Source organism: Streptomyces sp. NPDC002817, assembly GCF_053592055.1.
Window position 1 is genome coordinate 22,649 of record NZ_JBSFUY010000015.1, and the last position, 24,212, is coordinate 46,860.

At 71.0% G+C, this 24,212-nt stretch carries 22 protein-coding genes and 1 tRNA gene; 10 read left to right on the forward strand and 13 right to left on the reverse strand.

The window, feature by feature from the left end; all coding sequences use genetic code 11:
* Window positions 1-672 carry a FadR/GntR family transcriptional regulator gene (locus ACWD3I_RS26180; RefSeq protein ID WP_365407758.1) on the forward strand — a complete coding sequence of 224 codons (672 nt, stop codon included), beginning with the start codon at window positions 1-3 and terminating at the stop codon, window positions 670-672.
* Window position 673: 1 nt separating this feature from the next.
* Here ACWD3I_RS26180 and ACWD3I_RS26185 read toward each other — a convergent pair whose 3' ends face one another.
* Window positions 674-3,112, reverse strand: a complete 2,439-nt coding sequence (locus ACWD3I_RS26185; protein ID WP_365407761.1) for an NACHT domain-containing protein — start codon at window positions 3,110-3,112, stop codon at window positions 674-676.
* A gap of 306 nt (window positions 3,113-3,418) precedes the next feature.
* Between ACWD3I_RS26185 and ACWD3I_RS26190 the strand changes: the two genes are divergently transcribed.
* A complete protein-coding gene (locus ACWD3I_RS26190; RefSeq protein ID WP_365407764.1) occupies window positions 3,419-4,405 on the forward strand; it encodes a PAC2 family protein in 987 nt (328 codons plus the stop codon).
* A 36-nt stretch (window positions 4,406-4,441) separates the two neighbouring features.
* Here ACWD3I_RS26190 and ACWD3I_RS26195 read toward each other — a convergent pair whose 3' ends face one another.
* The gene (locus ACWD3I_RS26195) at window positions 4,442-5,398 is read right to left on the reverse strand and encodes a superoxide dismutase (RefSeq protein WP_365407767.1); all 957 of its coding nucleotides are present in this window, start codon (window positions 5,396-5,398) and stop codon (window positions 4,442-4,444) included.
* A 274-nt stretch (window positions 5,399-5,672) separates the two neighbouring features.
* Here ACWD3I_RS26195 and ACWD3I_RS26200 point away from each other — a divergent pair, with 274 nt between their 5' ends.
* Window positions 5,673-7,403 (forward strand): S8 family peptidase, encoded by a 1,731-nt coding sequence (locus ACWD3I_RS26200; RefSeq protein ID WP_365407770.1) that lies wholly within the window; start codon window positions 5,673-5,675, stop codon window positions 7,401-7,403.
* Here the strand turns inward: ACWD3I_RS26200 and ACWD3I_RS26205 are convergent.
* Window positions 7,393-7,863 (reverse strand): hypothetical protein, encoded by a 471-nt coding sequence (locus tag ACWD3I_RS26205; RefSeq protein ID WP_365407773.1) that lies wholly within the window; start codon window positions 7,861-7,863, stop codon window positions 7,393-7,395. The genes ACWD3I_RS26200 and ACWD3I_RS26205 overlap by 11 nt on opposite strands.
* On the opposite strand from ACWD3I_RS26205, the gene ACWD3I_RS26210 reads away from it, so the two are divergent.
* Entirely contained in the window at window positions 7,864-8,130 is a 267-nt protein-coding gene (locus ACWD3I_RS26210) for a hypothetical protein (protein WP_234441497.1), read from the forward strand.
* A gap of 75 nt (window positions 8,131-8,205) precedes the next feature.
* Here the strand turns inward: ACWD3I_RS26210 and mshC are convergent, their stop codons facing one another.
* The 4 genes from mshC to ACWD3I_RS26230 form a co-directional block, all read right to left on the reverse strand.
* Complete coding sequence (gene mshC / locus ACWD3I_RS26215; RefSeq protein WP_365407776.1) at window positions 8,206-9,435, reverse strand: cysteine--1-D-myo-inosityl 2-amino-2-deoxy-alpha-D-glucopyranoside ligase; 1,230 nt, start codon at window positions 9,433-9,435, stop codon at window positions 8,206-8,208.
* A gap of 150 nt (window positions 9,436-9,585) precedes the next feature.
* Window positions 9,586-10,395 (reverse strand): SCO1664 family protein, encoded by an 810-nt coding sequence (locus ACWD3I_RS26220; protein ID WP_365407779.1) that lies wholly within the window; start codon window positions 10,393-10,395, stop codon window positions 9,586-9,588.
* On the reverse strand, window positions 10,359-10,949 hold the full coding sequence (locus ACWD3I_RS26225; RefSeq protein WP_046256624.1) for a DUF3090 domain-containing protein: 591 nt from the start codon (window positions 10,947-10,949) through the stop codon (window positions 10,359-10,361). Before ACWD3I_RS26225 ends, ACWD3I_RS26220 begins: the two co-directional genes overlap by 37 nt.
* A gap of 67 nt (window positions 10,950-11,016) precedes the next feature.
* Window positions 11,017-11,703, reverse strand: coding sequence for a histidine phosphatase family protein (locus ACWD3I_RS26230; protein WP_365407782.1), 687 nt, complete (start codon window positions 11,701-11,703; stop codon window positions 11,017-11,019).
* 62 nt (window positions 11,704-11,765) lie between these two features.
* Here ACWD3I_RS26230 and corA point away from each other — a divergent pair, with 62 nt between their 5' ends.
* The gene (gene corA / locus ACWD3I_RS26235; RefSeq protein ID WP_365407785.1) at window positions 11,766-12,761 is read left to right on the forward strand and encodes a magnesium/cobalt transporter CorA; all 996 of its coding nucleotides are present in this window, start codon (window positions 11,766-11,768) and stop codon (window positions 12,759-12,761) included.
* Between the two features lie 9 nt (window positions 12,762-12,770).
* On the opposite strand, the gene ACWD3I_RS26240 is transcribed toward corA, so the two are convergent.
* Together ACWD3I_RS26240 and ACWD3I_RS26245 are read right to left on the reverse strand one after the other, a co-directional pair.
* The gene (locus ACWD3I_RS26240) at window positions 12,771-13,559 is read right to left on the reverse strand and encodes a ferritin-like domain-containing protein (RefSeq protein ID WP_365407788.1); all 789 of its coding nucleotides are present in this window, start codon (window positions 13,557-13,559) and stop codon (window positions 12,771-12,773) included.
* A 234-nt stretch (window positions 13,560-13,793) separates the two neighbouring features.
* Complete coding sequence (locus ACWD3I_RS26245; protein ID WP_365407791.1) at window positions 13,794-14,849, reverse strand: LLM class F420-dependent oxidoreductase; 1,056 nt, start codon at window positions 14,847-14,849, stop codon at window positions 13,794-13,796.
* Window positions 14,850-15,027: 178 nt separating this feature from the next.
* Between ACWD3I_RS26245 and ACWD3I_RS26250 the strand changes: the two genes are divergently transcribed.
* The gene (locus tag ACWD3I_RS26250) at window positions 15,028-16,011 is read left to right on the forward strand and encodes an aldo/keto reductase (protein WP_361486871.1); all 984 of its coding nucleotides are present in this window, start codon (window positions 15,028-15,030) and stop codon (window positions 16,009-16,011) included.
* Window positions 16,008-18,194, forward strand: a complete 2,187-nt coding sequence (locus tag ACWD3I_RS26255; protein WP_365407795.1) for a helix-hairpin-helix domain-containing protein — start codon at window positions 16,008-16,010, stop codon at window positions 18,192-18,194. Before ACWD3I_RS26250 ends, ACWD3I_RS26255 begins: the two co-directional genes overlap by 4 nt.
* A gap of 158 nt (window positions 18,195-18,352) precedes the next feature.
* Here the strand turns inward: ACWD3I_RS26255 and ACWD3I_RS26260 are convergent, their stop codons facing one another.
* A complete protein-coding gene (locus tag ACWD3I_RS26260) occupies window positions 18,353-19,030 on the reverse strand; it encodes a hypothetical protein (protein ID WP_365407798.1) in 678 nt (225 codons plus the stop codon).
* Window positions 19,031-19,077: 47 nt separating this feature from the next.
* Here ACWD3I_RS26260 and ACWD3I_RS26265 point away from each other — a divergent pair, with 47 nt between their 5' ends.
* The gene (locus tag ACWD3I_RS26265) at window positions 19,078-19,266 is read left to right on the forward strand and encodes a DUF5703 family protein (RefSeq protein WP_005485166.1); all 189 of its coding nucleotides are present in this window, start codon (window positions 19,078-19,080) and stop codon (window positions 19,264-19,266) included.
* Between the two features lie 66 nt (window positions 19,267-19,332).
* On the opposite strand, the gene ACWD3I_RS26270 is transcribed toward ACWD3I_RS26265, so the two are convergent.
* The 3 genes from ACWD3I_RS26270 to ACWD3I_RS26280 all read right to left on the reverse strand — a co-directional run bounded on the left by ACWD3I_RS26270 (window position 19,333) and on the right by ACWD3I_RS26280 (window position 21,971).
* Window positions 19,333-20,127, reverse strand: a complete 795-nt coding sequence (locus ACWD3I_RS26270; RefSeq protein ID WP_365407802.1) for a chaplin — start codon at window positions 20,125-20,127, stop codon at window positions 19,333-19,335.
* 126 nt (window positions 20,128-20,253) lie between these two features.
* On the reverse strand, window positions 20,254-20,487 hold the full coding sequence (chpH, locus tag ACWD3I_RS26275; RefSeq protein WP_030954008.1) for a chaplin ChpH: 234 nt from the start codon (window positions 20,485-20,487) through the stop codon (window positions 20,254-20,256).
* A 158-nt stretch (window positions 20,488-20,645) separates the two neighbouring features.
* Window positions 20,646-21,971: a M20/M25/M40 family metallo-hydrolase gene (locus tag ACWD3I_RS26280; protein WP_365414216.1), complete on the reverse strand. Its 1,326-nt coding sequence runs from the start codon at window positions 21,969-21,971 to the stop codon at window positions 20,646-20,648.
* 187 nt (window positions 21,972-22,158) lie between these two features.
* On the opposite strand from ACWD3I_RS26280, the gene ACWD3I_RS26285 reads away from it, so the two are divergent.
* Window positions 22,159-22,246: transfer RNA gene (locus ACWD3I_RS26285), tRNA-Leu, on the forward strand.
* 156 nt (window positions 22,247-22,402) lie between these two features.
* Window positions 22,403-23,950 carry a pectate lyase family protein gene (locus ACWD3I_RS26290; RefSeq protein WP_365408822.1) on the forward strand — a complete coding sequence of 516 codons (1,548 nt, stop codon included), beginning with the start codon at window positions 22,403-22,405 and terminating at the stop codon, window positions 23,948-23,950.
* Window positions 23,951-24,212: the final 262 nt, after the last annotated feature.

The window sequence follows — 24,212 nt, forward strand, 5'->3', positions numbered from 1 at the left end:
ATGGCAGTCACCGACGAGGCGATCGAGAAGATCAAGGGCATGATCGTCTCGGGCGCCCTGCGCCCCGGCGACCGACTCCCCAAGGAGAGCGAGCTCGCCTCCGAACTCGGGCTGTCCCGCAACTCCCTGCGGGAGGCCGTGCGGGCCCTGTCGCTGATCCGGATCCTGGACGTGCGACAGGGCGACGGCACGTATGTGACGAGCCTGGACCCCCAGCTCCTCCTGGAGGCGCTGAGTTTCGTCGTCGACTTCCACCGCGACGACACGGTCCTGGAGTTCCTGGCCGTCCGCCGCATCCTGGAGCCGGCCGCGACCTCGATGGCGGCGCTGAGGATCAGCGAGCAGCAGCTGAACGCCCTGTCCGCCCAGTTGGACAAACTGGGCTCCAGCCCCTCGGTGGAGGAACTGGTCGCCTGCGACCTCGACTTCCATCGCGGCATCGTGCAGAGCTCCGGCAACTCGGTCCTCTGCTCCCTCCTCGACGGACTGTCGGGCCCCACGACCCGGGCGAGGATCTGGCGAGGCCTGACACAGGAGGACGCGGTCAGCCGCACCCTGCACGAACACCGCATGATCCTCGCCGCGCTACGGGATCGTGACGCGGAGGCGGCGCGGTCGTGGGCAACGGTGCACATCGCGAGCGTGGAGCAGTGGCTGCGGGCCTCGCTGTGAACTACCGTTCCCGGTCCGCGAGATGGTGCTGCAACTCGATGTGCCGGAACTGGTAGACGGCGCCGACGCGGCGGAGAACCCCGCGTTGTTCGTGGGCGTCGGCGAGGAAGGCGATGAAGTCGCGCGGGAGCCCCGACCGCAGGGCGAGGTAGTGGCGGGCCACCGTGTAGCAGGGCCAGGCCGTCTGCCGCAGCGCGGCAGCCAGCGCCATCAGGGCTGCGGGGATCAGGCCCGCGACGAACAACCAGAGGTTCAGGGCGCTGAGTGACTGGTTCCGGAGCACCGGGTAGGCCGCGACCATCACGAGCCAGGCCTGGGCCCCGATCACCATCGTGCCGAGCAGTGTCGCGGTCATCGCGCAGGCTGCCAGGATCCTGCGGTCGTTGCGCAGCAAGGCCCGCGCCTCGACCGGGCCGCCGAGATCCACGGGTGCCATGCGCATGCCCCGAAGCAACAGGCAGGCCACCGCGAGCACCGCCCCCTCCTGCGCCGCGAACCACAACGCCGCGACCGGGTCACCGGACGGCGTCGCCGCGGCGCCGGTCGAGCGGCCGACGAAAACCCCGGTCAGCAGCGCTTCGAGGAAGTAGACCGCACCGAGCACGGCACCGCCCAGACAACCCAGGGCGACGCCGCGACCGTTCCACGACCAGCGCGCCCTGGCCACCGGCGCGGCACGGTGCGGCTGAGGCCCGTCGGCTCCGACAGCGGCCGCGAGAATCCCGTAGAGAAGGGCGCTGGTGACGCCGTGCCCGTTACCAAGACCGGCCAGGTACAGGCAGCCAGCGGCCACTCCCGCCAGCGCGGCGCGCCGGTCCCAGGCCGACGGCGGGCGCAGGACCGATCCCGGACGGTCCGCGAATCCGGCGACGACCATGCCCACCAGGGTCATCGCGATCCCGTCCGCCAGGCGGTTCAGCACGAGGCCGGTGGATAGCCCTCCCCACGCGGAGACCGCGTTCAGCCCCGTGGTCACCACAGTCGCGGTGAGACCGCCGACCAGTCCTGAGCAGATGCCCGCCGCCATCACTCCGAACGCTCCGGCCGCCTCCGGGCCGTTCCCGTTCACCCGCCCCTGGGTCAGCTGGTGCATCGCCACCAGGCCTCCGCTTTCCAGAAGCCATCCCAAGGTACCCAGCAGCAGCCCCGCAAGCACCCTCATCAGGGCGCCCGGCACGACGGCGTTCAGCCCCCACCACGCCACCTCCGCCGCCCCGTCGAGCCCCCGCTCCATTCGCCGGGCCAGAAACCGGAGCGCCGTGCGGGCCTGCGCCGCCGTCCATCGGGACGGCCGGCATGGATGAGGCCGGTACGCGGCGTCGACGAAGGCCTCGAAGAGGTGGTCAGCGACCGATTCCCGTGCCGGGCAGAGCAACAGGTCAGCCGGATCGGGCAGTTCTCCCGTCCTCTCCCCCGGGCGCGGGTTGTACACGGACCGTGCCAGCGACACCATCAGTGGGCTGGTCAGGGCCCGCGCGACCGGTACGTCCGTGTCGAGCACCTCGACGACCGGCCGCCAGCGGGCCGCGGCCGACGTCCCCTCGCCGCCCGCGTCCTGCAGCAGATACTCGGCGACGTCCCCGGCGCCGAGCGGTTCGAGCCGGATGCCCGCCATCTCCCTGAGCCGCGCCGGTACCCCGTCCCGGGGCCGCAGCGCCGCCCGATACTCCGAGGGACGGCTCGACAGGACCAGCCCGCAGCCGTACGGCAGCGCCTCGTTGATGCCATGTAGCGCCGACGCGGCCACAACGCTCGGGAGTTCGTCGAAACCGTCGAGCACCGGCAGCACCAGCCGCCGGTCCAGCAGTGCGCCCGCTAGGGTGCGGCCCCCGCCCACGGCACCGAGCTCCGCGTGGTCCTGCACCAGCCGCCGCTCCATCCAGCCCCGCAGGTCCTGCGCGGCCGGATCCCACGAGGCGAGCGGAAAGAGCACCGGCACCGGCTCGCCCTCCTGCCGTCGGGCGATCAGCGCGAGCAACAGGCGTACCAGCAGCACCGTCTTGCCCGACCCGGGATCGCCGAGCACCAGCAATCGCCGCCCGGGAAGGCCCTCGAACACCTCCCCGATCTCCCCCGCTCCTCCCGCGAGCGCCACCTCAGCCAGATCGACGTCCGCCGGCCGCCAGGACACCGGCAGCGGATACGGGTCTTCCAAACGCCGCACCTGGGCTTCCGTCTCCCACTGTCGTCGTACGACGAGGGCGAGCCGCTCGGCCACCGCCGCCGGGCTCTCGGCGACGGCCGCCTCGATCCGGTCCGCCCGGTACGCGCTCCACGCCAGATACGCCCCCGCCCCGGTCGGCAGCAGCGCGGCGACCACGGCCGCGGGGTCCTGGACATACAGCGCCGCCGCCAGCGCCCCCGCGGTCCCCGTGCCGAACAGGACCAGGTACACGATCCCGACACGCCGTACCCGCGCCCCTGGGGCAACTCCGCTCACCCGACGAAGAGTTGCGCACGAGCCCCACGTCGGGCGCCCTGATGGACGTACCGCCACACGAGTGAGTGAACAATCCCGCCGGTCATCGGACTTCTCCGGGTCATCCGACGTCTACCCGGGTCACCGAGCCGCCGCAGTGACAGTCGTGCACGGTGATCCGGCACAGATCCGAGGAATGGAGGGTGTTCCGGGGTGGCTAATGGGGCAGTGATGCGTTCACTCCCCCGTGCAAGGGGGCTGCGGACGCCCCCGTTGGACGCCGTAAGGTTGGGGCGTACGTGAGGGCACATCGGAAGGAGGCACTGGGTGATCGAGCTCGAGGGGGTACCCGAGCTGATCGACCCGGTCATGGTGGCCGCGTTCGAGGGCTGGAACGATGCCGGCGACGCCGCCTCCACCGCGGTCGCGCATCTGGACAGGGAATGGAAGGGCGAGGTGTTCGCGGCGCTGGACGCCGAGGACTACTACGACTTCCAGGTGAACCGCCCCACGGTGTGGCTGGACGGCGGTGTACGGAAGATCACATGGCCGACGACCCGCCTCTCGGTGGTCCGCGTCGGCGGCGACAAGCCGCGTGATCTCGTACTGGTCCGAGGTATCGAACCGTCCATGCGCTGGCGCTCGTTCTGCAACGAGCTCCTCGGCTTCGCCCACGAGTTGGGCGTGGAGCTGGTCGTGATCCTGGGCGCCCTGCTCGGCGACACCCCGCACACGCGTCCGGTCCCGATCAGCGGGACCACGTCCGACCCTGACCTGGCACAGCGCATGGACCTGGAGGAGACCAAGTACGAGGGCCCCACGGGCATCGTCGGCGTCCTCCAGGAAGCGTGCACGCACGCGGGCGTACCGGCGGTCAGCCTCTGGGCGGCCGTGCCGCACTACGTGTCGCAGCCGCCGAACCCGAAGGCGACGCTGGCGCTGCTGAACCGGCTCGAGGACCTGATCGACGTACGCATCCCGCTGGGCGAGCTGCCCGAGGACGCGCGCGCCTGGCAGGTGGGTGTGGACCAGCTGGCCGCCGAGGACACCGAGGTCGCCGAGTACGTGCAGACGCTGGAGGAGGCCCGGGACACCGCGGAGCTGCCGGAGGCGACGGGCGAGGCGATCGCCCGCGAGTTCGAGCGGTATCTGCGCAGACGGGACGGCGGCGGTCCGACCCCGCCGGGCGGGCACGCGACCGAGGGCGGCGACGGTACGTATCTGCGGGACAACCCCGGCGGTCGTACGCGGCCGTCGAAGCCGCCGAAACCGGGTGCCGGCGGCACGGACGACGAGGAGTCGTCGGAGGAGTGAGACGGAGGTGGGCGGTTCGCACCGCCCACCTCACGGTCACACCTTCGGTACCGCCACGACGTCGTACTCGGTGTCGGGCGTCGGTTCCACGTCGAAGCGGGCGTTGGGCAGATACAGCTTCTCGTCCCAGGCCGCGACGGTCGTCGGGATACGGAAGCGGGAGTCGGTGATCCTGACGATCGCCGTGCCCTTCGTGCCGGCGGAGTTCAGCCGGAACACATCGATCGCGTTCTGCTGCTGCTGGACGACGTAGAGGATCCTGCCGAGCAGCAACAGGCCGTCCCCGTTGGGTATTTTGGCCCCGCCGAGGTCGACGGCGCGGGCGACTCCGGTGCGCGGGTCGACCCGTTCGAGGGTGCCGCCGTCGGCGAAGGCGTTCACCACGAGCAGGGCGCGGCCGTCGGGGGTGCGCTCGATGCCGTTGGCGGTGAAGTCGTCGCCCTGGACCCAGTCGCCGGTCAGCGGGACGGTCTCGACGCCCTTGGGCTCGCCGTGCTTGCCGAGGCCCACCTTGTAGAGCTGCGGCTTGAACGAGTCGGTGAACCAGGCGGCGCCCGGGGTGAGGATCACGTCGTTCACGAAGGTGCCGCCGGTGGCGTACACCTTCTCGATCTCGCCGGAGCGGACGTGCACCGTGCGGATCTCGCCGCTGGCGCCGCCGGCGAGGAACAGCCGACGGCCGTGCCCGTCGATCTTCAGGCCGACGGTCTGGTGCCCCGCGCCGAGGCCCTCGCTGATCACGGAGCCCCGGCCGGTGGCGAGGCTCGCCCGGTAGATGTCGCCGTTGGCGAGGGAACCGAAGTACGCGAAGGGTTTCGTGCCGATGGCGATGCCCTCGGGCTGGAAGCCGTCGGGCAGCGGGAACCGGTCGGGCCAGGCGCCTTTGGGCTTTTCGGCTGCATGGGCCGTGCCGCCGAGCAGCGCTGCTCCCGTCAGCGCCGCGGTCGCGGTGAGGAGTCTTCGACGTGCGAAGGAACGGTCTGTGGGTGCCACTGTGCGTCCTTCTGCCAAGGGCCGGCGGATGGCCGGCCGAACGGTCAACAGGCGCTCTCACCCCATCACATGACCGTCACCTCCGCAGTCTTTGGCCGGATTGCTACGTGACATCTGTTTCAGGACGGATTGCACACGTTACCCAATTCAACTTGTTTTCAAACCGAGTTGGCGAACGCGGGGTGGACGGGGCGCCGTCGGAGTGCTTGGTTGTCCCACGGAGGCTCACCACCCGCAACCAGGCACCCGCAAGGACCGAAGGGAGCGGAACCCGATGACCGACCAGGTACAGCCGGCGCAGGGCCCGGGAACGTCCGGGCCGGGGCCCGACGGAGCGGGATTCAGCTATCGAGGAGCCGAACAGGAACTGATCGTCGTCGCCCGTCCAGAGGCCCGGCTGCGTGCCCAGGCCGACGGCGTACGGTCGGCGGCGGGCGCCGACGTCTCGGCCCTCAACATGTTCCTCAGTGACGAACAGCTCGCTCTTGAACCGCTGTTCGGAAGCGAAGAAAGGTTACAGCAGTCGGCCGTCTCGGGCTCCGAGGACGTGCCCGACCTCGCGCTGTTCTACCAGGTGCGCGGCGACCGAAGCCGCGCCGAGGAACTGCGCTCACGGATCGCCGCGCTGCCGGGCGTCGACACCGCGTACGTGAAGCCGGGCGCCGTACCGGCAGCCCTCAAGCAGGTCGGCGAGGAGAGCGGGCGACTGAAGGAAGGCGCCCCGGTCACACCGGACTTCAGCAGCCGCCAGGGCTATCTGCGGCCGGCGCCCGAGGGGATCGACGCGCACTGGGCCTGGCAGCGGCCCGGCGGGACCGGTCACGGCGTGACCGTGATCGACGTCGAGGGCTCCTGGCAGCTGGGCCACGAGGACCTGGCCGCCAAGCTGGCCGGTGTCGTGGTCGGCACCCCGCTGACCGACATCGCCTGGCGCAACCACGGCACCGCCGTGATCGGTGTGATCGGCGGCGACCAGGGCGAGCACGGGGTCACCGGCATCGTGCCGGAGGCGACCACCGCGGCCGCGTCCTTCCAGGGCATCGGCACCGCGGCCGCGATCCACGCGGCGGCGGACCGGCTCGGCCCCGGGGACATCGTCCTCATCGAACTCCACCGGCCCGGACCGCGGTCGGAGTTCGCCGAGCGCGAGGACCAGCGCGGCTACGTCGCCCTGGAGTGGTGGCCGGACGACTTCGCGGCCGTCCGCTACGCCACCGCCAAGGGCGTCCTCGTCGTGGCGGCCGCCGGCAACGGCGGCGAGTCCCTCGACGACGCGGTCTACGAGCGCCGCCCCGACGAGTTCCCTGCGTGGTGGCGCAACCCGTTCAACCCGTCCAACCAGTCCTCCGGTGCCGTCCTGGTCGGCGCGGGCGCCCCGCCGCCCGGCACACACGGCCGCGACCACGGACCGGACCGCTCACGGCTCGCGTTCTCCAACTACGGTGCCCGCGTGGACGCCCAGGGCTGGGGACGCGAGGTCACGACCACCGGCGGCTTCTGGGACAAGCCCGGCGACCTGCAGGGCGGGCCCGAGGAGATCGCCTGGTACACGGACACGTTCTCCGGGACCTCCTCGGCCTCCCCGATGGTGGTCGGCGCTCTGGCCGCGCTGCAGGGCATGCTCAGGGCGGCCGCCCAGGCACCGATGTCCCCGGAGCGTGCCCGCGCGGTGCTGCGGGCGACCGGGGCCCCGCAGCAGGACGCACCGGGCCGGCCCGCCTCCCAGCGGATCGGCAGCCGGCCCGACATCAAGGCGGCGGTGACCCATCTGCTGCCGCACGCGGTCGGCTCCGGCCAGGCCGAGCGGTACTGGGACGAGTTGCTGCCGTATCCGCGCGAACTCCCGCCCAGGCTCCGGCTGTTCGTGGCCGGCGGCTGGCGGAACCTGAACCACCCGTCCCCCGAGATCCGCCAGGCGGTGCACTCCGCCTTCGCGGGGGGACGCCCCGACGTCCGCGTCTGGTTCGCGGACGACGAGATCGTCGGCCTGGTCGTCACCGGCTGACGGTCGGCACATCCCAACCATCACAAGGGAAGGTGGCACCCGCATGAGCACCACCCCGCAGATGAGCCAACTGGGACAGCAGCAGGGACAGCAGTTCCCGAGCACCTCGCCCTACCAGCAGCAACAGCAGCAGCAGCCGTTCGGCCAGCAGGGCTTCGGCCAGCAGCAACAGCCGTACGGGCAACAGGGCTTCGGCCAGCAAGGGCAGCAGGGCCAGCAGGGCCAGCAGGGCTACGGCCAGCAGGGCCAGCAGCAACAGCCGTTCGGCATGGGGGGCGGCTCGCTGGAACAGCTCCAGCAGCTCGGCCAGCAGCAGCCCTTCCAGCAGCTGCTCCAGCAGCTCGGTCAGCAGCAGAGCCAACAGGGGCAGCAGCAGGGTCAGCAGAGCCAGCAGCAGGACCAGCAGGCGCAGCAGATCGAGCAGCAGGTGCAGCAGCATCTCCAGCAGATCGTGCAGCAAGTGGTCCAGCAGGTCGCTCAGCAGGTCCAGGCACAGCCTCTGGCGGCCGGTGTGGCCAACGGCTTCATCGACATCATCCAGCCGCTCCAGGGCCAGCCGCGGCAGATCTTCCTGCGCATCAACAACCAGTTCCGGGTCCTCAACAACCCGATCCCGCAGATCCAGCAGCAGATCCAGGAGGCCTTCGCCTTCGGCCACCAGGTGATCGGCGTCTGGGACACCCAGTCCCCGAACGTGCTGCGCAGCGTCAGGATCCAGCGGCTCTGACCCGCGTCTGACGGCCTGACATGACAGAGGGCGCTTCCTCCCACGCGGGAGGAAGCGCCCTCGCCGCTGTTCTGCCTAGAGCGCTACGCCCAGCAGCGCGTCCACCGCCCGCGACACGAGGCCGGGTGCACCCTCCTCCGTACCGCCCTGTTCCTGCTGCAGCACCGCCCAGCGGTCCACGGCGGCCAGCGCGGTGGGGGCGTCGAGGTCGTTCGCCAGGGCCTCGCGGATCTCCGCCACGAGGGCGTCGGCGGACGGACCGTCGGGCCGGGAGACAGCGGCACGCCACCGTCCGAGCCGGGCGACGGCGTCCTCGAGCACCTGGTCGGTCCACTCCCAGTCGGCCCGGTAGTGGTGGGCCAGCAGGGCGAGCCGGATCGCGACCGGGTCGACGCCGTCGTAGCGCAGCTTCGAGACGAAGACGAGGTTGCCCTTGGACTTGGACATCTTCTCGCCGTGCAGGGCGACCATGCCGGCGTGGACGTACGCCTTGGCCATGGGGAACTCGCCGGTCAGCACCTGGGCGTGCGAGGCGCCCATCTCGTGGTGCGGGAAGGCGAGGTCGGAGCCGCCGCCCTGGACGTCGAAGCCCATGCCCAGGTGGTCGAGGGCGATGGCGACGCACTCGATGTGCCAGCCGGGCCGGCCGCGGCCCAGCGAGCCGCCGTCCCAGTTCGGCTCGCCCTCACGGGCGGCCAGCCACAGCATCGGGTCGAGCGGGTTCTTCTTGCCCGGACGGTCCGGGTCGCCGCCGCGCTCGGCGGACAGCAGCCGCATGGCGGCGGCGTCGAGGTTCGAGACCTTGCCGAAGTTCGGGTCGGACTCGACGGAGAAGTAGACGTCCCCTTCGAGTTCGTAGGCGGCGCCCGCGTCCCGCAGCCGTTCGACGAGCGGGACGATCCCGGGTATCGCCTCGACCGCGCCGATGTAGTGCTGCGGAGGCAGCATCCGCAGGGCGGTCATGTCCTCGCGGAAGAGGGTCGTCTCCTTCTCGGCGAGGGCGACCCAGTCGACGCTGTCCCGCTCGGCGCGCTCCAGGAGCGGGTCGTCGATGTCGGTGACGTTCTGGACGTAGTGAACCTGCCGCTTGGTGTCGAGCCACACGCGCTGAACGAGGTCGAACGCGTTGTACGTCGCCGCGTGTCCCATGTGGGTCGCGTCGTACGGCGTGATGCCGCAGACGTAGAGACGGGCGACAGGACCGGGGGCAAGGGAGACCAAGCCACCGGTCGCGGTGTCGTGGATCCTCAGGTCGCGGCCCTGACCAGGCAGGGCGGGGACCTCGGAAGCGGGCCAGGCATGCATGTCATGAGCCTAACCGGACGGATGTTCCGTATACGAACCGGACCGGGCCGGATGGCCGGTAAGGCGGTCTTGCGCGAAACGCTCCGCTTGGGTAACCGTGGCAAAACTGCCGACCGGTGGGGGCGGGGCGCGATGCCGCCCGGTCCGCTCCTAGACCGGTGGCCAGGGAATGGCCGGCCACTCCCCGCTCGGCTCCGGGTGCATTCCGGAGGTCAGGAGGGCGTCGACACGCGCGCGCGTGGCGTCGAGTTCGGCCGGGGTGATCAGTGCGGCCAGCCGGGTGGCCAGCTCCCCCGTCAGGGCTTCCCTGAGGCCTTTGAGTACGTCGACGGCCTCGCCCGGCAGCGGTTCGCCCGCCCAGCCCCACAGCAGGGTGCGCAGTTTGTTCTCGGTGTTGAAGGTCACGCCGTGGTCGATGGCGTACAGACGGTCCCCGGCGGGCAGCAGATGGCCGCCCTTGCGGTCCGCGTTGTTGATCACGGCGTCGAGCACGGCCAGCCGGCGCAGCCGCTCGTCGTCGGCGTGCACCAGCAGCGCGGTCTTCCCGTCGCCGACCTCGGCGAACCCGATCGCCTTCCAGCCCGGCCCGGGCTCCTCCGTGTCGACGAGCGCCAGCAGCTCGGGACCCGGCTCGGCCTCGATCCACAGCTGGACCATGCCCTCGCCGTAGGGCCCGTCCCGCAGCACGGTGGGCGGTACGAGCCCCCAGCCGGTCGCCTCGCAGACCTCGTACGCGGCGACCTCGCGCTGGGCGAGGGTGCCGTCGGGGAAGTCCCACAGCGGGCGCTCACCGCGTACGGGCTTGTAGACGCACGCGGCCTCCTGCCCCTCGTACGAGACGGCGCAGTACAGCACCGCGTTGGAGGCCTCGCGGATCTGTCCGCGCACCGTCAGCTCACCCCGGGTGAGCAGCTCTGCCGTGGTCACGCTCCGCGGCGGTATCCGTTCTGGCGCGGACATACGTGTCCTTCCGGGTCGAGCGGGAGACTGCACAGCGGACACGGCGGCCGCCCGGCGTTGACGACGTCCAGGGCGCGCTTGGCAAAGGCTCGCGCCTGCGCGCCGGTGAGCCGGACCCGCAGCATCGGGGGGCCGTTCTCCTCGTCCTGGAGGAGCCGCTCCTCCGCCTCGGCGAGGTCCTCCTCGGAGTCGGCGTCGAGCTCCACCAGGGCCTGCGCCTCGACGATCATGCGCTGCTCCTCGCCGTCCCAGGCGAGCGCCATGGTGCCGACGCGGAACTCCTCCTCGACGGGGGTGTCCAGGGGGGCGGCGTCGGACACCTCGGTGGGTGCCATGGCCGGGACGGAGGCGCTGCCGCCGCTGCGGCGCACGACCTCGTCCAGCAGCTCGTCCATCCGCTCGGCGAGTGCGGCGACCTGGGTCTTCTCCAGGGCCACGCTGGTCACCCGGGGGCCGGCGGAGGCCTGGAGGAAGAACGTACGGCGCCCGGGCAGTCCGACCGTGCCGGCCACGAAACGCTCCGGTGGGTCATAGAGGAACACCTGACGGGACACGTCCTGTCTCCATTGGAATCGTGGGTACGGCGCTGGTTCGACCGCTTCACCCTACTGCGCCCGACGATCACGGTGCGCCCGCACCACCACCGACTGTGGCATCCCCGGCGGGCGGCTCCTCGCGGGGTGCGAGCGAGGCGAAATCACCGGTGTCGCCGAGGCGTACGAGAAACGGCCGCAGACGGGTGTAACGGATCGCCGTGATGGAACACGGTTCTACGGAGATCCGCTGGAAGAGGTCGAGATGGAGTCCGAGCGCGTCCGCGACGAGCGACTTGATGATGTCGCCGTGCGAGCACATGAGATAGACGGCGTCGTCGCCGTGGTCGCGCTCCACGCGCGCGTTCCACTCGCGTACGGCCTCGGCGGCGCGGGTCTGCATCGCCCGCATCGACTCGCCGCCGGGGAACGCGGCCGCCGACGGGTGGGCCTGGACGACCTCCATCAGCGGCTCGTCCATGAGTTCGGCGAGCTTGCGGCCGGACCAGTCGCCGTAGTGGCACTCGCCGATCCGCTCGTCGGTGTGCGGGTTCAGCTCGGGACGGGCGTCGAGGAGCGGCTGAATCGTTTCCTGGCAGCGCTGGAGCGGGCTGCTGACGACCTCGGAGATCGGCAGCCCGGCGAGCCGCCCGGGCAGTGCGGCGGCCTGCGCGGCCCCGCGTTCGTCCAGGGCGACCCCGGGCGTCCACCCGGCGAGCAGTCCCTCGGTGTTGGCGGTGGATCGTCCGTGGCGGACGAGGATCAACGTGGGCATGCGGCCCAGCGTAGGCGTACGCGCGCGTGCGGCGGATTGCGAGCGACGGGAGAATACGCAGCGTGATCGTCGACTGTGCCATCTACAGGGACGGGCACCGCACCGAGGGCCCCGAGGACCTGTCCGACGCCCTGGACCAGGCGCGGGCCGCGGGCGGGTTCGTCTGGATCGGGCTGCACGAGCCCTCGCAACGGGAGTTCGACCTCGTCACCCAGGAGTTCGGGCTGCACCCGCTGGCGGTCGAGGACGCCCTGAAGGCCCACCAGCGGCCCAAGCTGGAGGTCTACGACGACTCGCTCTTCCTCGTCCTCAAGCCCGTCGTGTACGAGCCGGAGAGCGACCGGGTCTCCACCGGCGAGGTCATGCTCTTCATCGGCGACGCCTTCGTGGTGACCGTCCGGCACGGCGAGGGCTCGCCGCTCAAGGCGGTACGACAGCGCCTGGAGCAGGAGCCGAAGCTGCTCGGCAAGGGCCCCACGGCGGTGCTGTACGCGGTCTCGGACGCCGTCGTCGACCACTACCTGGACGTGGCGACGGAGCTCCAGACCGACCTGGAGGAGCTGGAGGCGGAGGTCTTCTCGCCGGACGGCGGCGGTTCGCGCCACACGGCGTCGCGGATCTACACCTTCAAACGGCAGATCCTGGAGTTCCGCCGGGCGACCGGCCCGCTGGCACTGCCGCTGACCCGGCTGGCCGCCGTCGGCCAGTTCGGCTCGGGGGTGCCGTTCGTCAACGAGAAGGCGCGGCCCTTCTTCCGGGACGTCAACGACCACCTCACGCGGGTGAACGAGTCCGTGGAGGGTCTGGACCGGCTGGTGTCGGACATCCTTTCCGCGCATCTCGCGCAGATGAGCGTCCGTCAGAACGACGACATGCGGAAGATCTCCGCGTGGGCGGCCATGGCCGCGGTCCCCACGATGATCGCGGGGATCTACGGCATGAACTTCGAGCACATGCCGGAGCTCCACTGGGTGTGGTCGTATCCGGCGGTGATCGCGCTCATGGCCGCCCTGGAGGTGCTGCTGTACCGGCTGTTCAAGAGCAGGGGCTGGCTGTAGCGCCGCGGCTCAGGCGACCTCGGGAGCCGCGGTCACCGGTCCGCCGAGGGCGTCGCGCCGCTCCGGCATCCTCAGGGAGACCATCCGGCGCCAGCCCGCGGCGCGTTCGTACGCGTACACGGCGTGGATGCCCGCCGCGAGGACGGCCGACTTCGCCCTCGGCCAGCCCAGGATGCGGCCCATGTGGGCCATGACCGCGAGGCTGACGTCCCGGTAGATGCGGATCTCGGCGAGCGCGCACTCCCGAAGCGTCCGCTGGATGGCCCGGCCGTGCCCCGCGGAGGCGAAGCGCAGCAACTCCTCGTGGCAGTAGGCGAGGTGGTTGTCCTCGTCGTTGGAGATCATCTTCACGGCACGGCCGAGGTCGGGATGGTCCGCGAAGTGCTTGCGCAGCAGTTCCATCTGCTCGGAGGCGCGTTGCTCGGTGACGCGGCTGTGGGCGAGGTAGGTCACGATGTCCTGCACGGTCAGTGCCTTGTCGGCCTTGAGCCTGTCGTGGGCGAGACCGATGCCGCTGTGCTCCAGGAGCATGGTGTAGTCGGTGTCGGGCGGTACGGGGACGGGCTCGAGGCCGCGCTTCTTCATCAGGGCGAGGAAGATCCGCCCGTGCTTGTCCTCGTCCGCGCCGTGCCGGGTGATCTTGGGGGCGAGGGCGCGCTCGCCGTCCGGGACGAGCGCGGCGATGCGGGCGTTCTCCCAGCCTCCCTGCGACTCTCCGCCGGCCGCGATGGAGCAGAACAGGCGGAAGGACTCGTCGTTGTCGATGATCTCCTGGAACAGACTCTTGGCCGAAAGCATCGTGGGCACCTCTCTGCGGGACTCCGCGGCATTCCGCAAAGAACGAGTCAAATGCGGCGCGAGAGGTGCTGCAACAGCTGTGTCGGACAACTCCGCCAAAAGGAGGACCCCGGGAGTCACGACAGGGGCGTAACCACACGGGCGCGGGCGCGTTGTTCTGCGTGACGGCCGTGGCGGGGAAGACCCCCGAGCCCCCACCACGGCCGCAGAAACCTCCGGCGGCTCCGCCGTGTGTTACGCGAGTCCGGCCCGCTCCAGGGCCTCGGACCCGGCCCGCAGCCCGGCGATCCGCTCGTCGAGCGTGAAGCCCGCGGGAGCGAGGCTCAGCGTGGTGACACCCGCCGCCGCGTACTCCTTCATCCGGTCCGCGATGCGGTCCACGGAGCCGAGCAGCGCCGTCTTGTCGATCAGGTCGTGCGGGATGGCTGCCGCGGCGCCCTGCTTGTCGCCGGACAGGTACTTCTCCTGGACCTCGGCGGCGGCCGCCTCGTAGCCCATGCGCTGGGCGAGCTGGTTGTAGAAGTTCTGCTTGGCGCTGCCCATGCCGCCGACGTACAGCGCGGTGTAGGGGCGGAAGGTGTCGGCGAGGGTGGCCACGTCCTTGTCCTCGCCGAGGGCGAGCGGGAGCGTCGGGTGGACGTCGAACCCGTCGAGGGTCTTGCCCGCCTTCGCGCGTCCCGCGCGCAGGTGCTTGAGCGTCGTCTCCTCGAGATGCTCGGCGGACGGGAAGATGAGAAGCGCGCCGTCGGCGATCTCACCGGTCTGCTCCAGGTTCTTCGGTCCGATCGCGGCGATGTACAGCGGGATGTGCTCGCGCTCCGGGTGCACGGTCAGCTTGAGCGGCTTGCCGGGGCCGCCGGGCAGCGGCAGCGTCCAGTGCTCGCCCTCGAACGACAGGCGCTCGCGCGTCATCGCCTTGCGGACGATCTCGACGTACTCACGCGTGCGTGCCAGCGGCTTGTCGAACTTGACGCCGTACCAGCCCTCGGAGACCTGCGGCCCGGAGACACCGAGGCCGAGGCGGAAGCGGCCGCCGGAGAGCGAGTCGAGGGTGGCGGCTGTCATCGCGGTCATCGCCGGCTGACGGGCCGGGATCTGGAAGATCGCCGAGCCGACGTCGATGCGCTCGGTCTTCGCCGCGACCCAGCTGAGCACGGTGGCCGCGTCGGAGCCGTAGGCCTCGGCGGCCCAGCACACGGCGTACCCGAGTCGGTCGGCCTCCTGGGCGACGGCGAGATTGTCCGCGTCCATTCCGGCGCCCCAGTAGCCGAGGTTGATGCCGAGCTGCATGGCCGATTCCCCTTACCCATCAGTAACGTCCCTGGTTTCCCGACCTTAGCGTGGGGTGTGCGGATCGGGGCAGGTGACGGTCGTGTTCTTCCGCCCACATGAACGCGTGTGTCGCTGACGGAAACTGGTTGTCCACAGGCCCCCACACCGCTGGTTCCGGCCAGTAATGTCGGCGTTCATGGAGCAGAGGCATCTCGGCCGCACCGGCCTGCGTGTGTCCCGCATCGGACTCGGAACCCTCACGTGGGGCAGGGACACCGACGAGCACGACGCCGCGGACCTCTTGAAGACGTTCTGGGAAGCGGGCGGGAGCCTCGTCGACACCGCGGACGTGTACGGCGACGGGGAGTCCGAGTATCTGCTCGGACGCCTCATAGAAGGGCTGATCCCGCGCCGGGATCTGGTCATCTCCACCAAGGCCGGCAGCGTGCCCGACCCGGACCGGCGGTTCGACGGCTCGCGCGGCCATCTGCTCTCCGCGCTGGACGCCTCGCTGGCCCGGCTCGGCACGGACTACGTCGACGTGTGGCAGGTCCACGCCTACGACCCGGACACCCCGCTGGAGGAGACCCTCCAGGCGCTCGACCTCGCGGTCAGCAGCGGCCGCGCGAGGTACGCCGGGGTCTCCAACTTCTGTGGCTGGCAGCTCGCCAAGGCCGCGACCTGGCAGCTGGCGGCCCCGGGCACCCGGACCCGGCTGGCCGCGACACAGCTGGAGTACTCGCTGCTCCAGCGGGGCATCGAGCGCGAGGTGCTGCCCGCCGCGCTGGACCTGGGCATCGGCCTGCTCCCGTCGTCCCCGCTGGGCCGCGGGGTGCTGACGGGCAAGTACCGCAACGCCACGCCGGCCGACTCGCGGGGCGCCTCGGACCACCTCGCCCCCTTCGTCGCGCCGTACCTCGACGACACGGCCGGCCACATCGTGGACGCCGTGCAGACCGCCGCCGACGGGCTCGCGGTGACCCCGCTCCAGGTGGCCCTCGCCTGGGTCCGCGACCGGCCCGGCGTGACCGCGCCGATCGTCGGCGCGCGCAACGCGCAGCAGCTCACGGCGGCATTGTCAGTGGAGGCCCTTAGTCTTCCTGACGAGATCTGCCGGGCGCTCGACGATGTGTCGGCGCCCGTGCACCGCTATCCCGATCACGACTGGAGCACGCTGTGAGCACGGAGCCGGAGCCCACGGAGGAGACCGAGCCGGAATCGCCGGACACCGCGAAGGACGCGGTCGCCGGCGACACCGCGGCGGGGGCGGCGGTCGGAGGCGACGGGGCCGAGACGCCCGCCGTCGCCGAGGGCGACTCGGACGAGGCGTCCAGCGAGGCTTCCGCGTCCGACGGCGGGCAGGGCGAGGCCGCCGCGAAGCTGTCCGAGGCCGCGGCCGAACTCGCGGCGCAGAAGCTCGAGCGGGAGCGGATCGCCCGGCGCAAGGCCGAGAAGCAGGGTCCCGTCGAGGCCGGGACCAAGCTCAGCGGCAAGGCCGCCGATCTGCTGGCCGCCGTGCGGGCCGTGGAGAGCGGGGACAAGCCGGCGGCGACCGTCTTCGCCGAGCCCGAGCCACCGCGCCGGCCCGCGCCGGAGCCCGTAGCGCGCCCTCGGCCGGTGACGGCCGACGCGCCCCCCGCTCCCGCGGCCCAGACCGTCGAGTCCGTACAGCGGGTACTGGCCGACGGCGGTGCGCCAAAGGCCCTCGTCCCGCAGGTCGCGGCCGCGCTCGGCGAGGGCGCAGCCGAGCAACTGCGCGAGGACCCCTGGCAGTTGCTGCGGGTCGCCGGGGTGCGGCCCGAGCAGGCCGACGGGTTCGCGCGGGCACTCCTCGGCGCGGAGTGCGGTCCGGACGACGAGCGGCGGGGCCGGGCGGTGACCGTCTGGCTGCTGGAACAGGCGGCCGTGGCCGGGCACACGGCTCTCGAACTTCCCACCCTCACGGTGGCGTTGGGCAAGCAGGGGGTGCCGGATGCCGACGCGGCCGTCCAGAGCACCCTCGCGGAGGCCGAGGCGCTGGTCTTCCAGGACGCCCTCGACCCGCGGGCCCCGGAACCGGAGGAGGGCGAGGAGCGCCCGGTCCGCGTCCTGGTCGGTCTGGAGCGGTACGCGATGGCCGAGGAGAGCCTCGCCGACGGACTGGCCCGGCTGATCAACTCCGTACCGAAGCAGGACGGTTCGGCCGAGGACTGGGAGCGCGCCGCCGACTCGGCCCAGGGCTCCGCCGGTGAACTGATCCGCGCGGTCGCGGGCAGCGGCCTGGTCCTCCACACCGGCGGCGAGGCGTCCCTGGCCGAACCCGCGGCTCTGCTCCACGCGGCCCGTGAACTCGGCCTGCGTGCCTGGGCGGCAGCCCACGGCCCCCTGGGACGGGACCGCTTCGCGGCCCTGGCCTCCGACGACACCGCCACCACCGTCACCGGCCTCCTCTCCGGGACCGAGGGCCCCGGCCGCGATGCCGACGGTGCGCTCGATCTCGACCTCCTCGTGGTGCTCGACGCGCCGCAGCTGGACGTGGAGAGCGCCGCGCTGCTGTCGGAGTCGTTGCCGGACGGGGCGCGGCTGGTGCTGGCCGGGGACCCGGCGGTGCTGTGGTCGGCGGGGCCGGGACGGGTGTTCGGTGATCTGCTGTCGGCGCGCGTCTGCCCCCAGATCGCCTCCCGGCGGCCGGACCCGGGCCCCCTCGGCGAGCTCGTCTCCGGTATCGGCATCGGCGAGCTGAACCAGGTCGAGGCCCCCGGCAAGGAGGTCGTGATCGTGCCGGCGCGGGACGCGGGCGAGGCCGTGCACCGAACCGTGCAGCTGGTCGCCGACTCGGTACCGCGGGCGATCGGCGTTCCGCCCGAGGAGACCCAGGTGATCACGCCGGGCCATGGCGGCGCGGCCGGCACCCGCGCCCTCAACGCGGCCCTCAAGGAGCGCCTCAACCCCGGCCCCGGCCCCGGCCGCTTCGGCGGCTTCGACCCCGGCGATCGCGTCGCCTACTCCCCCGCACCGGGCCGCACCCTGCCGGGCCACGTGGTGAAGGCCGACGCGGAGGGACTCCACCTGTCCTGCGCCGGCGAGCCCGTCGTCGTACCGAAGGAGCGCGTGGAGGAGTCCGTACGCCACGGCTGGGCCCTCACCGCCCATCAGGCGGCGGCCGGCCGCTGGCCGGCAGTGGTCGTGGTACTCCCGGGAGACGCGGCACCGGCCCTCAGCCGCCCGTGGGTCTACACGGCCTTCGGCCGGGCGGAGCGCCACCTTTCCGTGGTCCAGGGCGCGGACCAAGCCCTCCCCAGGGCGGTGGCCGAGGTCCAACCGAAGCCCCGCACCACCCGCCTCCCGGTCCTGCTGGGCACTCAGGTACCAACGCCCGGTTGACCCACTGAGGGGCGCGGGGAACTGCGCGACAGGCCCCCGACGACCCGCAGTCGCCCACCGGCCGCAAGAACCACGGCGCGACCGCACCGACCACGCCCCGCACACGCAAGAAGGCGGCGGCCACGGAACCCCTCCGCGACCGCCGCCCAAGCCCAGCGCTAAGCGTGGCGCTCCAGATCCTCGTCCTCGTCCAGCTCCGCGTCGAGATCGTCCAGCTCGTCCTCGCCGTCATCGATCTCGTCGTCGAACACCGCGCTGACGTCGAACCGGCACACCACCCGCTGCGGGTCGATCTGCTCGAACGGCCCCGCCAGCCACTCACCGGGATCCGCCTGCTCGTCCGCCGCGGTCACCCACAGCGTGGAGTCGCCCTCCTCCAGGCCGAACTCCTTGTGCCGGGAGGCGATCTCGTCCGGTTCGAACTCTCCGAACAGGGTGCCCAACGCTCCGTGCACGGTGCCGGAGGCCTCCGCACCGTCCTCGTAGTCCGCCGCGTCGATCCGCTGGGCCTGCGCGAGCAGGCGCTGCGGCTCCGCCACCGCGTAGTCACGGCGGATCAGCACGCTCACCGCATGCGGTTCCTCGGGACCGGTGTACGGCGGGAGCTCGTCCTCCGTGCCGGGGATCTCGAAAGGGGTGACCTCGTCGTAGCGGTCGTAGAGCAGCTCGTCGTACGTCTCGGCGGCCGCGGCGAGCTCGTTGAACGCCTCGTACACGGCCGGGTCGTCCTCCCCCGACCGGCGTTCGACCGCGGCCAGGTGGCGGTCGAGCGCGGTCTTGACCGCCTCGGCGGCGGCACGTACCTCGGCAGCGGTGGGCTGCACAGCATCAGACATAGTGCAGACGCTATCCGTACCGGGCCCCAGCCCGCACAATAGATGCGATGCCGGAATACGAATTTGTCGACGTGTACGTACCGCGCGGGGTCTCCCGCAAGGACGCCACTCGACTGCTGACGGACCATGCCGAGTACGGACACTGGGAGTTGGACCGCCTGAGCCTGCTGCGTGACGGAAGCCGCAGGGTGCGGCTGCGCCGCAGGATCATCCGCCAGGTTCGTGCCACCTGGTGAGATGACGCGACGAAAACGGAGCGGGCCCCGCCGATGCGGGGCCCGCTCCGTCATGCGCCGTGTCCGTTATGCGGCTGCCCGTGCCTTGCGGTAGAGCACCGCGCCGGCCAGCAGCACGCCCGCCCCGACCGGCAGGGTGAGCCCCAGCGGGAGGTCGCTGCCCGTGTGGGCGAGCTGGGCCTCGCCGTGCGGCTGGGTGACCGTCTGTGCACCGGGGTGGTTGCCGCCCGGCGAGCCCGGCGTCTCCTCTCCCGAGGACGGCGGTGTGCCCGGGGATCCGGGGTTGCCCGGCTCCACGGGGTTGCCCGGGTTGTTCGGTTGCCCGGGGTTGCCGGGCTGGTCCGGGCCGCCGGGGGGCGTCTGGCCGCCGCCCGGAGGTGTGCCGGGGTGCCCGCCGCCGGAGCCGTCGTTCGCGCAGTCGTTGCCCGTGGTGGGGTTGCCGATCCCGATGATGTCGACGCTGTTGCCGCAGACGTTCACCGGGACATGCACCGGGGCCTCGACGTGGTTGCCGGAGCCGACGCCCGGTGAACCGCTCGCGTGGCCGTCGGACGACGAACCGCTGCCGCCGGAGCCACCCCCGTACCCACCGTCGTCACCGTACCCGCCGGACGATCCGCTCTTGTCGGCGCACTTGTTGCCCATGGCCGGGTTGAGCACCCCGACCACGTCGACGGTGTTGCCACAGACGTTCACCGGCGCGTGCACCGGCGCCTGCACCGTGTTGCCCGACAGCACGCCGGGCGAGTTCGAGCTCGATCCGTTGGCGGCCGAGTCGGCGTGGGCGGCACCGCCCGCGGCGGCGATCACGCCGGTCGCGGCCGCCACGGTCATCAGGCCTTTGCGGGTGACCTGTCGCATTCCTGAATTCCCCCTGCCTTTTCGATTCCGACCTGCAATCCTCGTGAAAAGACCGGTCGGCCCCGGAGCGCATGGCGCGCGCTCCGGGGCCGACACGGGTGTCAAACGACCCTCAGCGGATCGATGTCACTTGTTGATGCAGGTGTTGCCGAAGGCGGGGTTCAGCAGACCGATCACGGAGATCGTGTTGCCGCACACGTTCACCGGGACGTGGACGGGCACCTGAACGACGTTGCCGGACAGAACACCCGGGGAGTGCACGGCGGCACCCTGGGCACCCGAGTCGGCGACGGCCAGGCCCGCACCCGCGAGAACCAGGCCACCAGTGGCAGCCGCAGCGGCGACGACCTTCTTGATCATTATTCCTCCTTGTTGGCAAAAGCGATCTCGTGTTGCCGATCGCATCACCTGTAACGAGGAGGGAGTAATGAAGCTACGAGCCTATGAGTCCATTCACCCTTCTCATTCGATTCCGCACGGGCTGTCGAATATCGACGTCAATTCTCGGCTTACCGCCGTCAGGACGCGTCGATGAACCGGTCGAGCACCCGCGCACCGAACTTGAGCCCCTCCACCGGCACGCGCTCGTCGATGCCGTGGAACATCCCGGCGAAGTCGAGCTCCGGCGGCAGCTGGAGCGGCGCGAAGCCGAAGCAGCGGATGCCGAGGTCGTCGAACGACTTGGCGTCGGTGCCGCCGGAGAGCATGTAGGGCACGGCGCGGGCGATCGGGTCCTCGGCGCTCAGGGCGACCTGCATGGCGTCGACGAGCTTGCCGTCGAAGTCGGTCTCCAGGGCCTTGTCGCCGTGCACGTCCTCGCGGCGCACGCGCGGACCGAGGATGCGGTCGAGGTCGGCGAGGAACTCCTCCTCGTGGCCGGGCAGGAAGCGCCCGTCGACGTGGGCGGTGGCCTGGCCGGGGATGACGTTGACCTTGTAGCCGGCGCCGAGCATGGTGGGCGCCGCCGAGTTCCGCAGCGTGGCGCCGACCATCTTGGCGATGCCACCGAGCTTGGCGAGGGTCTCGTCCATGTTCTCGGGGTCGAGCTCGGTGCCGAGCGCGTCGGAGAGCTCGTCGAGGAAGGACCGCACGGTCTTGGTGACCCGCACCGGCCACTTGTGCCGCCCGAGCCGGCCGACGGCCTCGCACAGCTCGGTGATCGCGTTGTCGTTGTTGGTCATCGAACCGTGGCCGGCCGTGCCGTCCACGGTGAGCCGCATCCAGTGCATGCCCTTCTGGGCCGTCTCGACCAGGTAGAGGCGCAGGTTCTTGTTGACGGTGAAGGAGAACCCGCCGACCTCACCGATCGCCTCGGTGACGCCCTCGAAGAGATCGGGGTGCTTGTCGACGAGGTACCGGGCGCCGTACGTGCCGCCCGCCTCCTCGTCGGCGAGGAAGGCGAGGACGATGTCGCGCGGGGGCTTGCGGCCGCTGCGCATCCGGTCGCGGACGACCGCGAGGGTCATCGCGTCCATGTCCTTCATGTCGACGGCGCCCCGACCCCACACACACCCGTCGGCGACCTCGCCGGAGAAGGGGTGGTGGGTCCAGTCCGCCGCGTTGGCCGGTACGACGTCGGTGTGCCCGTGGATGAGCAGCGCCGGCTTGGAGGGGTCCTCGCCCTCGATGCGGGCGACCGTGGAGGCACGCCCCTGGTGGGATTCGAAGATCTGCGGTTCGAGGCCCACCTCGGCGAGCTTCTCGGCGACGTACTCGGCCGCCTTGCGCTCCCCCGGTCCCGAGTGGTCGCCGTAGTTGCTGGTGTCGATCCGGATCAGCTCGCGGCAGAGGTCCACGACCTCGTCCTCGCCGGTGACGTGCCTGGTCGTGTCCGTCCCGCTCACGCTGGTTCCTCCCGCTGTCACTGCTGGTGGTTCCCCTCATCCTCCCTCTCCGACCGGCCGCGCCCAAGAGCGGACCCGGCCCGTCACACGCCGTTCACGCCGGGACGAGGGGGTGATCGGGGCACCTCGAAAGCCTGGTAATGTTTTCTCTGTCGCCGCGAGGGGAAACCCGCGCGACAGACACCTTGTCCGGGTGGCGGAATGGCAGACGCGCTAGCTTGAGGTGCTAGTGCCCTTTATCGGGCGTGGGGGTTCAAGTCCCCCCTCGGACACCAGCTGAAACCCCTGTTGATCAGGGGTTTTTTGCTTTTCTCGCGCATCTGCGAAATCTTCCCCGCCGAGTCGGCAACTTCGCGTCCCTCCGCGGTCACTACGCCCTGGCACTGCACCATCCAGCACCCCTTTTTCAGGGACGAACAGGGATGAAGCGGATGAGACGAGCACGTGCACCAAAGCTGTACGCGGCGCTGGCCGGGCTGGGCCTGGCGGTCGCGACCGGCGCGGTACTGGTGACGCCGGAGGCCTCGGCGGCCACCGCGGCCGCCACCGGCTACGCGACCCGGAACGGCGGGACCACCGGCGGAGCGGGCGGGGCGACCGTTCGGGCCACCACCGGGACGCAGATCCACGCGGCCCTGTGCGGCCGGGCCGACAGCAGCACCCCGATCACGATCGAGGTCGAGGGGGCGATCAACCACGGCAACACGACGAAGGTCTCGGGCGACAGCTGCAACACCGCCGACGGCGTGATCGAGCTCAAGCAGATAAGCAACGTCACCCTGATCGGGGTCGGCAGCGGTGCCGTCTTCGACCAACTGGGCATCCACATCCGCGAGTCGAGCAACATCATCATCCAGAACGTGACCGTCCAGAACGTCAAGAAGTCGGGCTCGCCGACCTCCAACGGCGGTGACGCCATCGGCATGGAGAGCGACGTCCGCAACGTCTGGGTCGACCACGTCTCCCTGGTCGCGTCCGGCGGTGAGTCGGAGGGCTACGACGGACTCTTCGACCTCAAGGCCAACACCCAGTACGTGACCCTCTCGTACAGCACCCTGCGCAACTCGGGCCGCGGCGGTCTCATCAACTCCAGTGACGGCGATCTGACCAGCAACTACGTCACGTTCCACCACAACCTGTACGAGAACATCGACTCCCGCGCCCCCCTGCTGCGCGGCGGCACGGCGCACCTCTACAACAACCACTACGTGAGCCTGAACGAGTCCGGCATCAACTCACGAGCCGGCGCCAAGGCCAAGGTGGACAGCAACTACTTCGAGGACTCCAAGGACGTCCTCGGCACCTTCTACACGGACCTGGCCGGGTACTGGCAGGTCAGCGGGAACATCTTCGACAACGTGACGTGGTCCGCCGCCGGGGACGAGAACAATCCGGCGGGTCCCGACCCGGTGTCCAACACCTCGGTGAGCATTCCGTACGCCTACACCCTCGACCAGGCGTCCTGTGTACCCGCCGTGGTGGACAGGACGGCGGGCGCGGGGACGGGCCTTGCCGTGTCGGACGGCAGCTGCACAGTCCAGACGCCGACGGCGACCGCGACACCGACCGCCACGACCACACCGACGGCGACGCCCACGGCCACCGAGACCACCGGCACCAACCTCAGCATCGGGGCCGGGTCCGACGGTTCGAGCAAGGCCGACGGCACGAGCTACGGCAACGTCCGCGACGGTGACCCGAGCACCTACTGGTCGCCGAGCGGCTCGACCGGCCACGTCTCGATCAAGTGGGGATCGGCCACCGCCGTCTCGAGGATCGCCGTCGAGGAGACCTCCGCCGCCGCGGGCAGGGTCGGCTCCTGGCAGGTGCTCAACGCCGACACCGGCGCGGTCCTGACCTCCGGCAGCGGGGCGGGCACGATCACCTTCGCTCCGGCCTCGCTGAAGAAGATCACCTTCGTGATCACCAGCGCGAACGGCACACCACAACTAGCTGAATTCGAGACGTACGCGCAGTAAACAAAAGCGCCAACTCGGCCTGTTCCCGGAGCTCTTGGGTGATGTGGGGCATGTCTCGTCCGGAGCCCGGAGCCGCAGGTCAGACCATGTGCGGCCCGTTCGGGCACCCACCCGAACGGGCCCCTGCGGTGGCCGCTCCCAGGGCACGGACCTAGCGTCGTACTAAAATTTCCGGCTTGTTACGGAGCTGGACCCGGACAACCCCAGGCAGACCTGCGGGCCCGCCAGCGCCCCGGGCTTCCGGGATCGAGACGCGAGGACC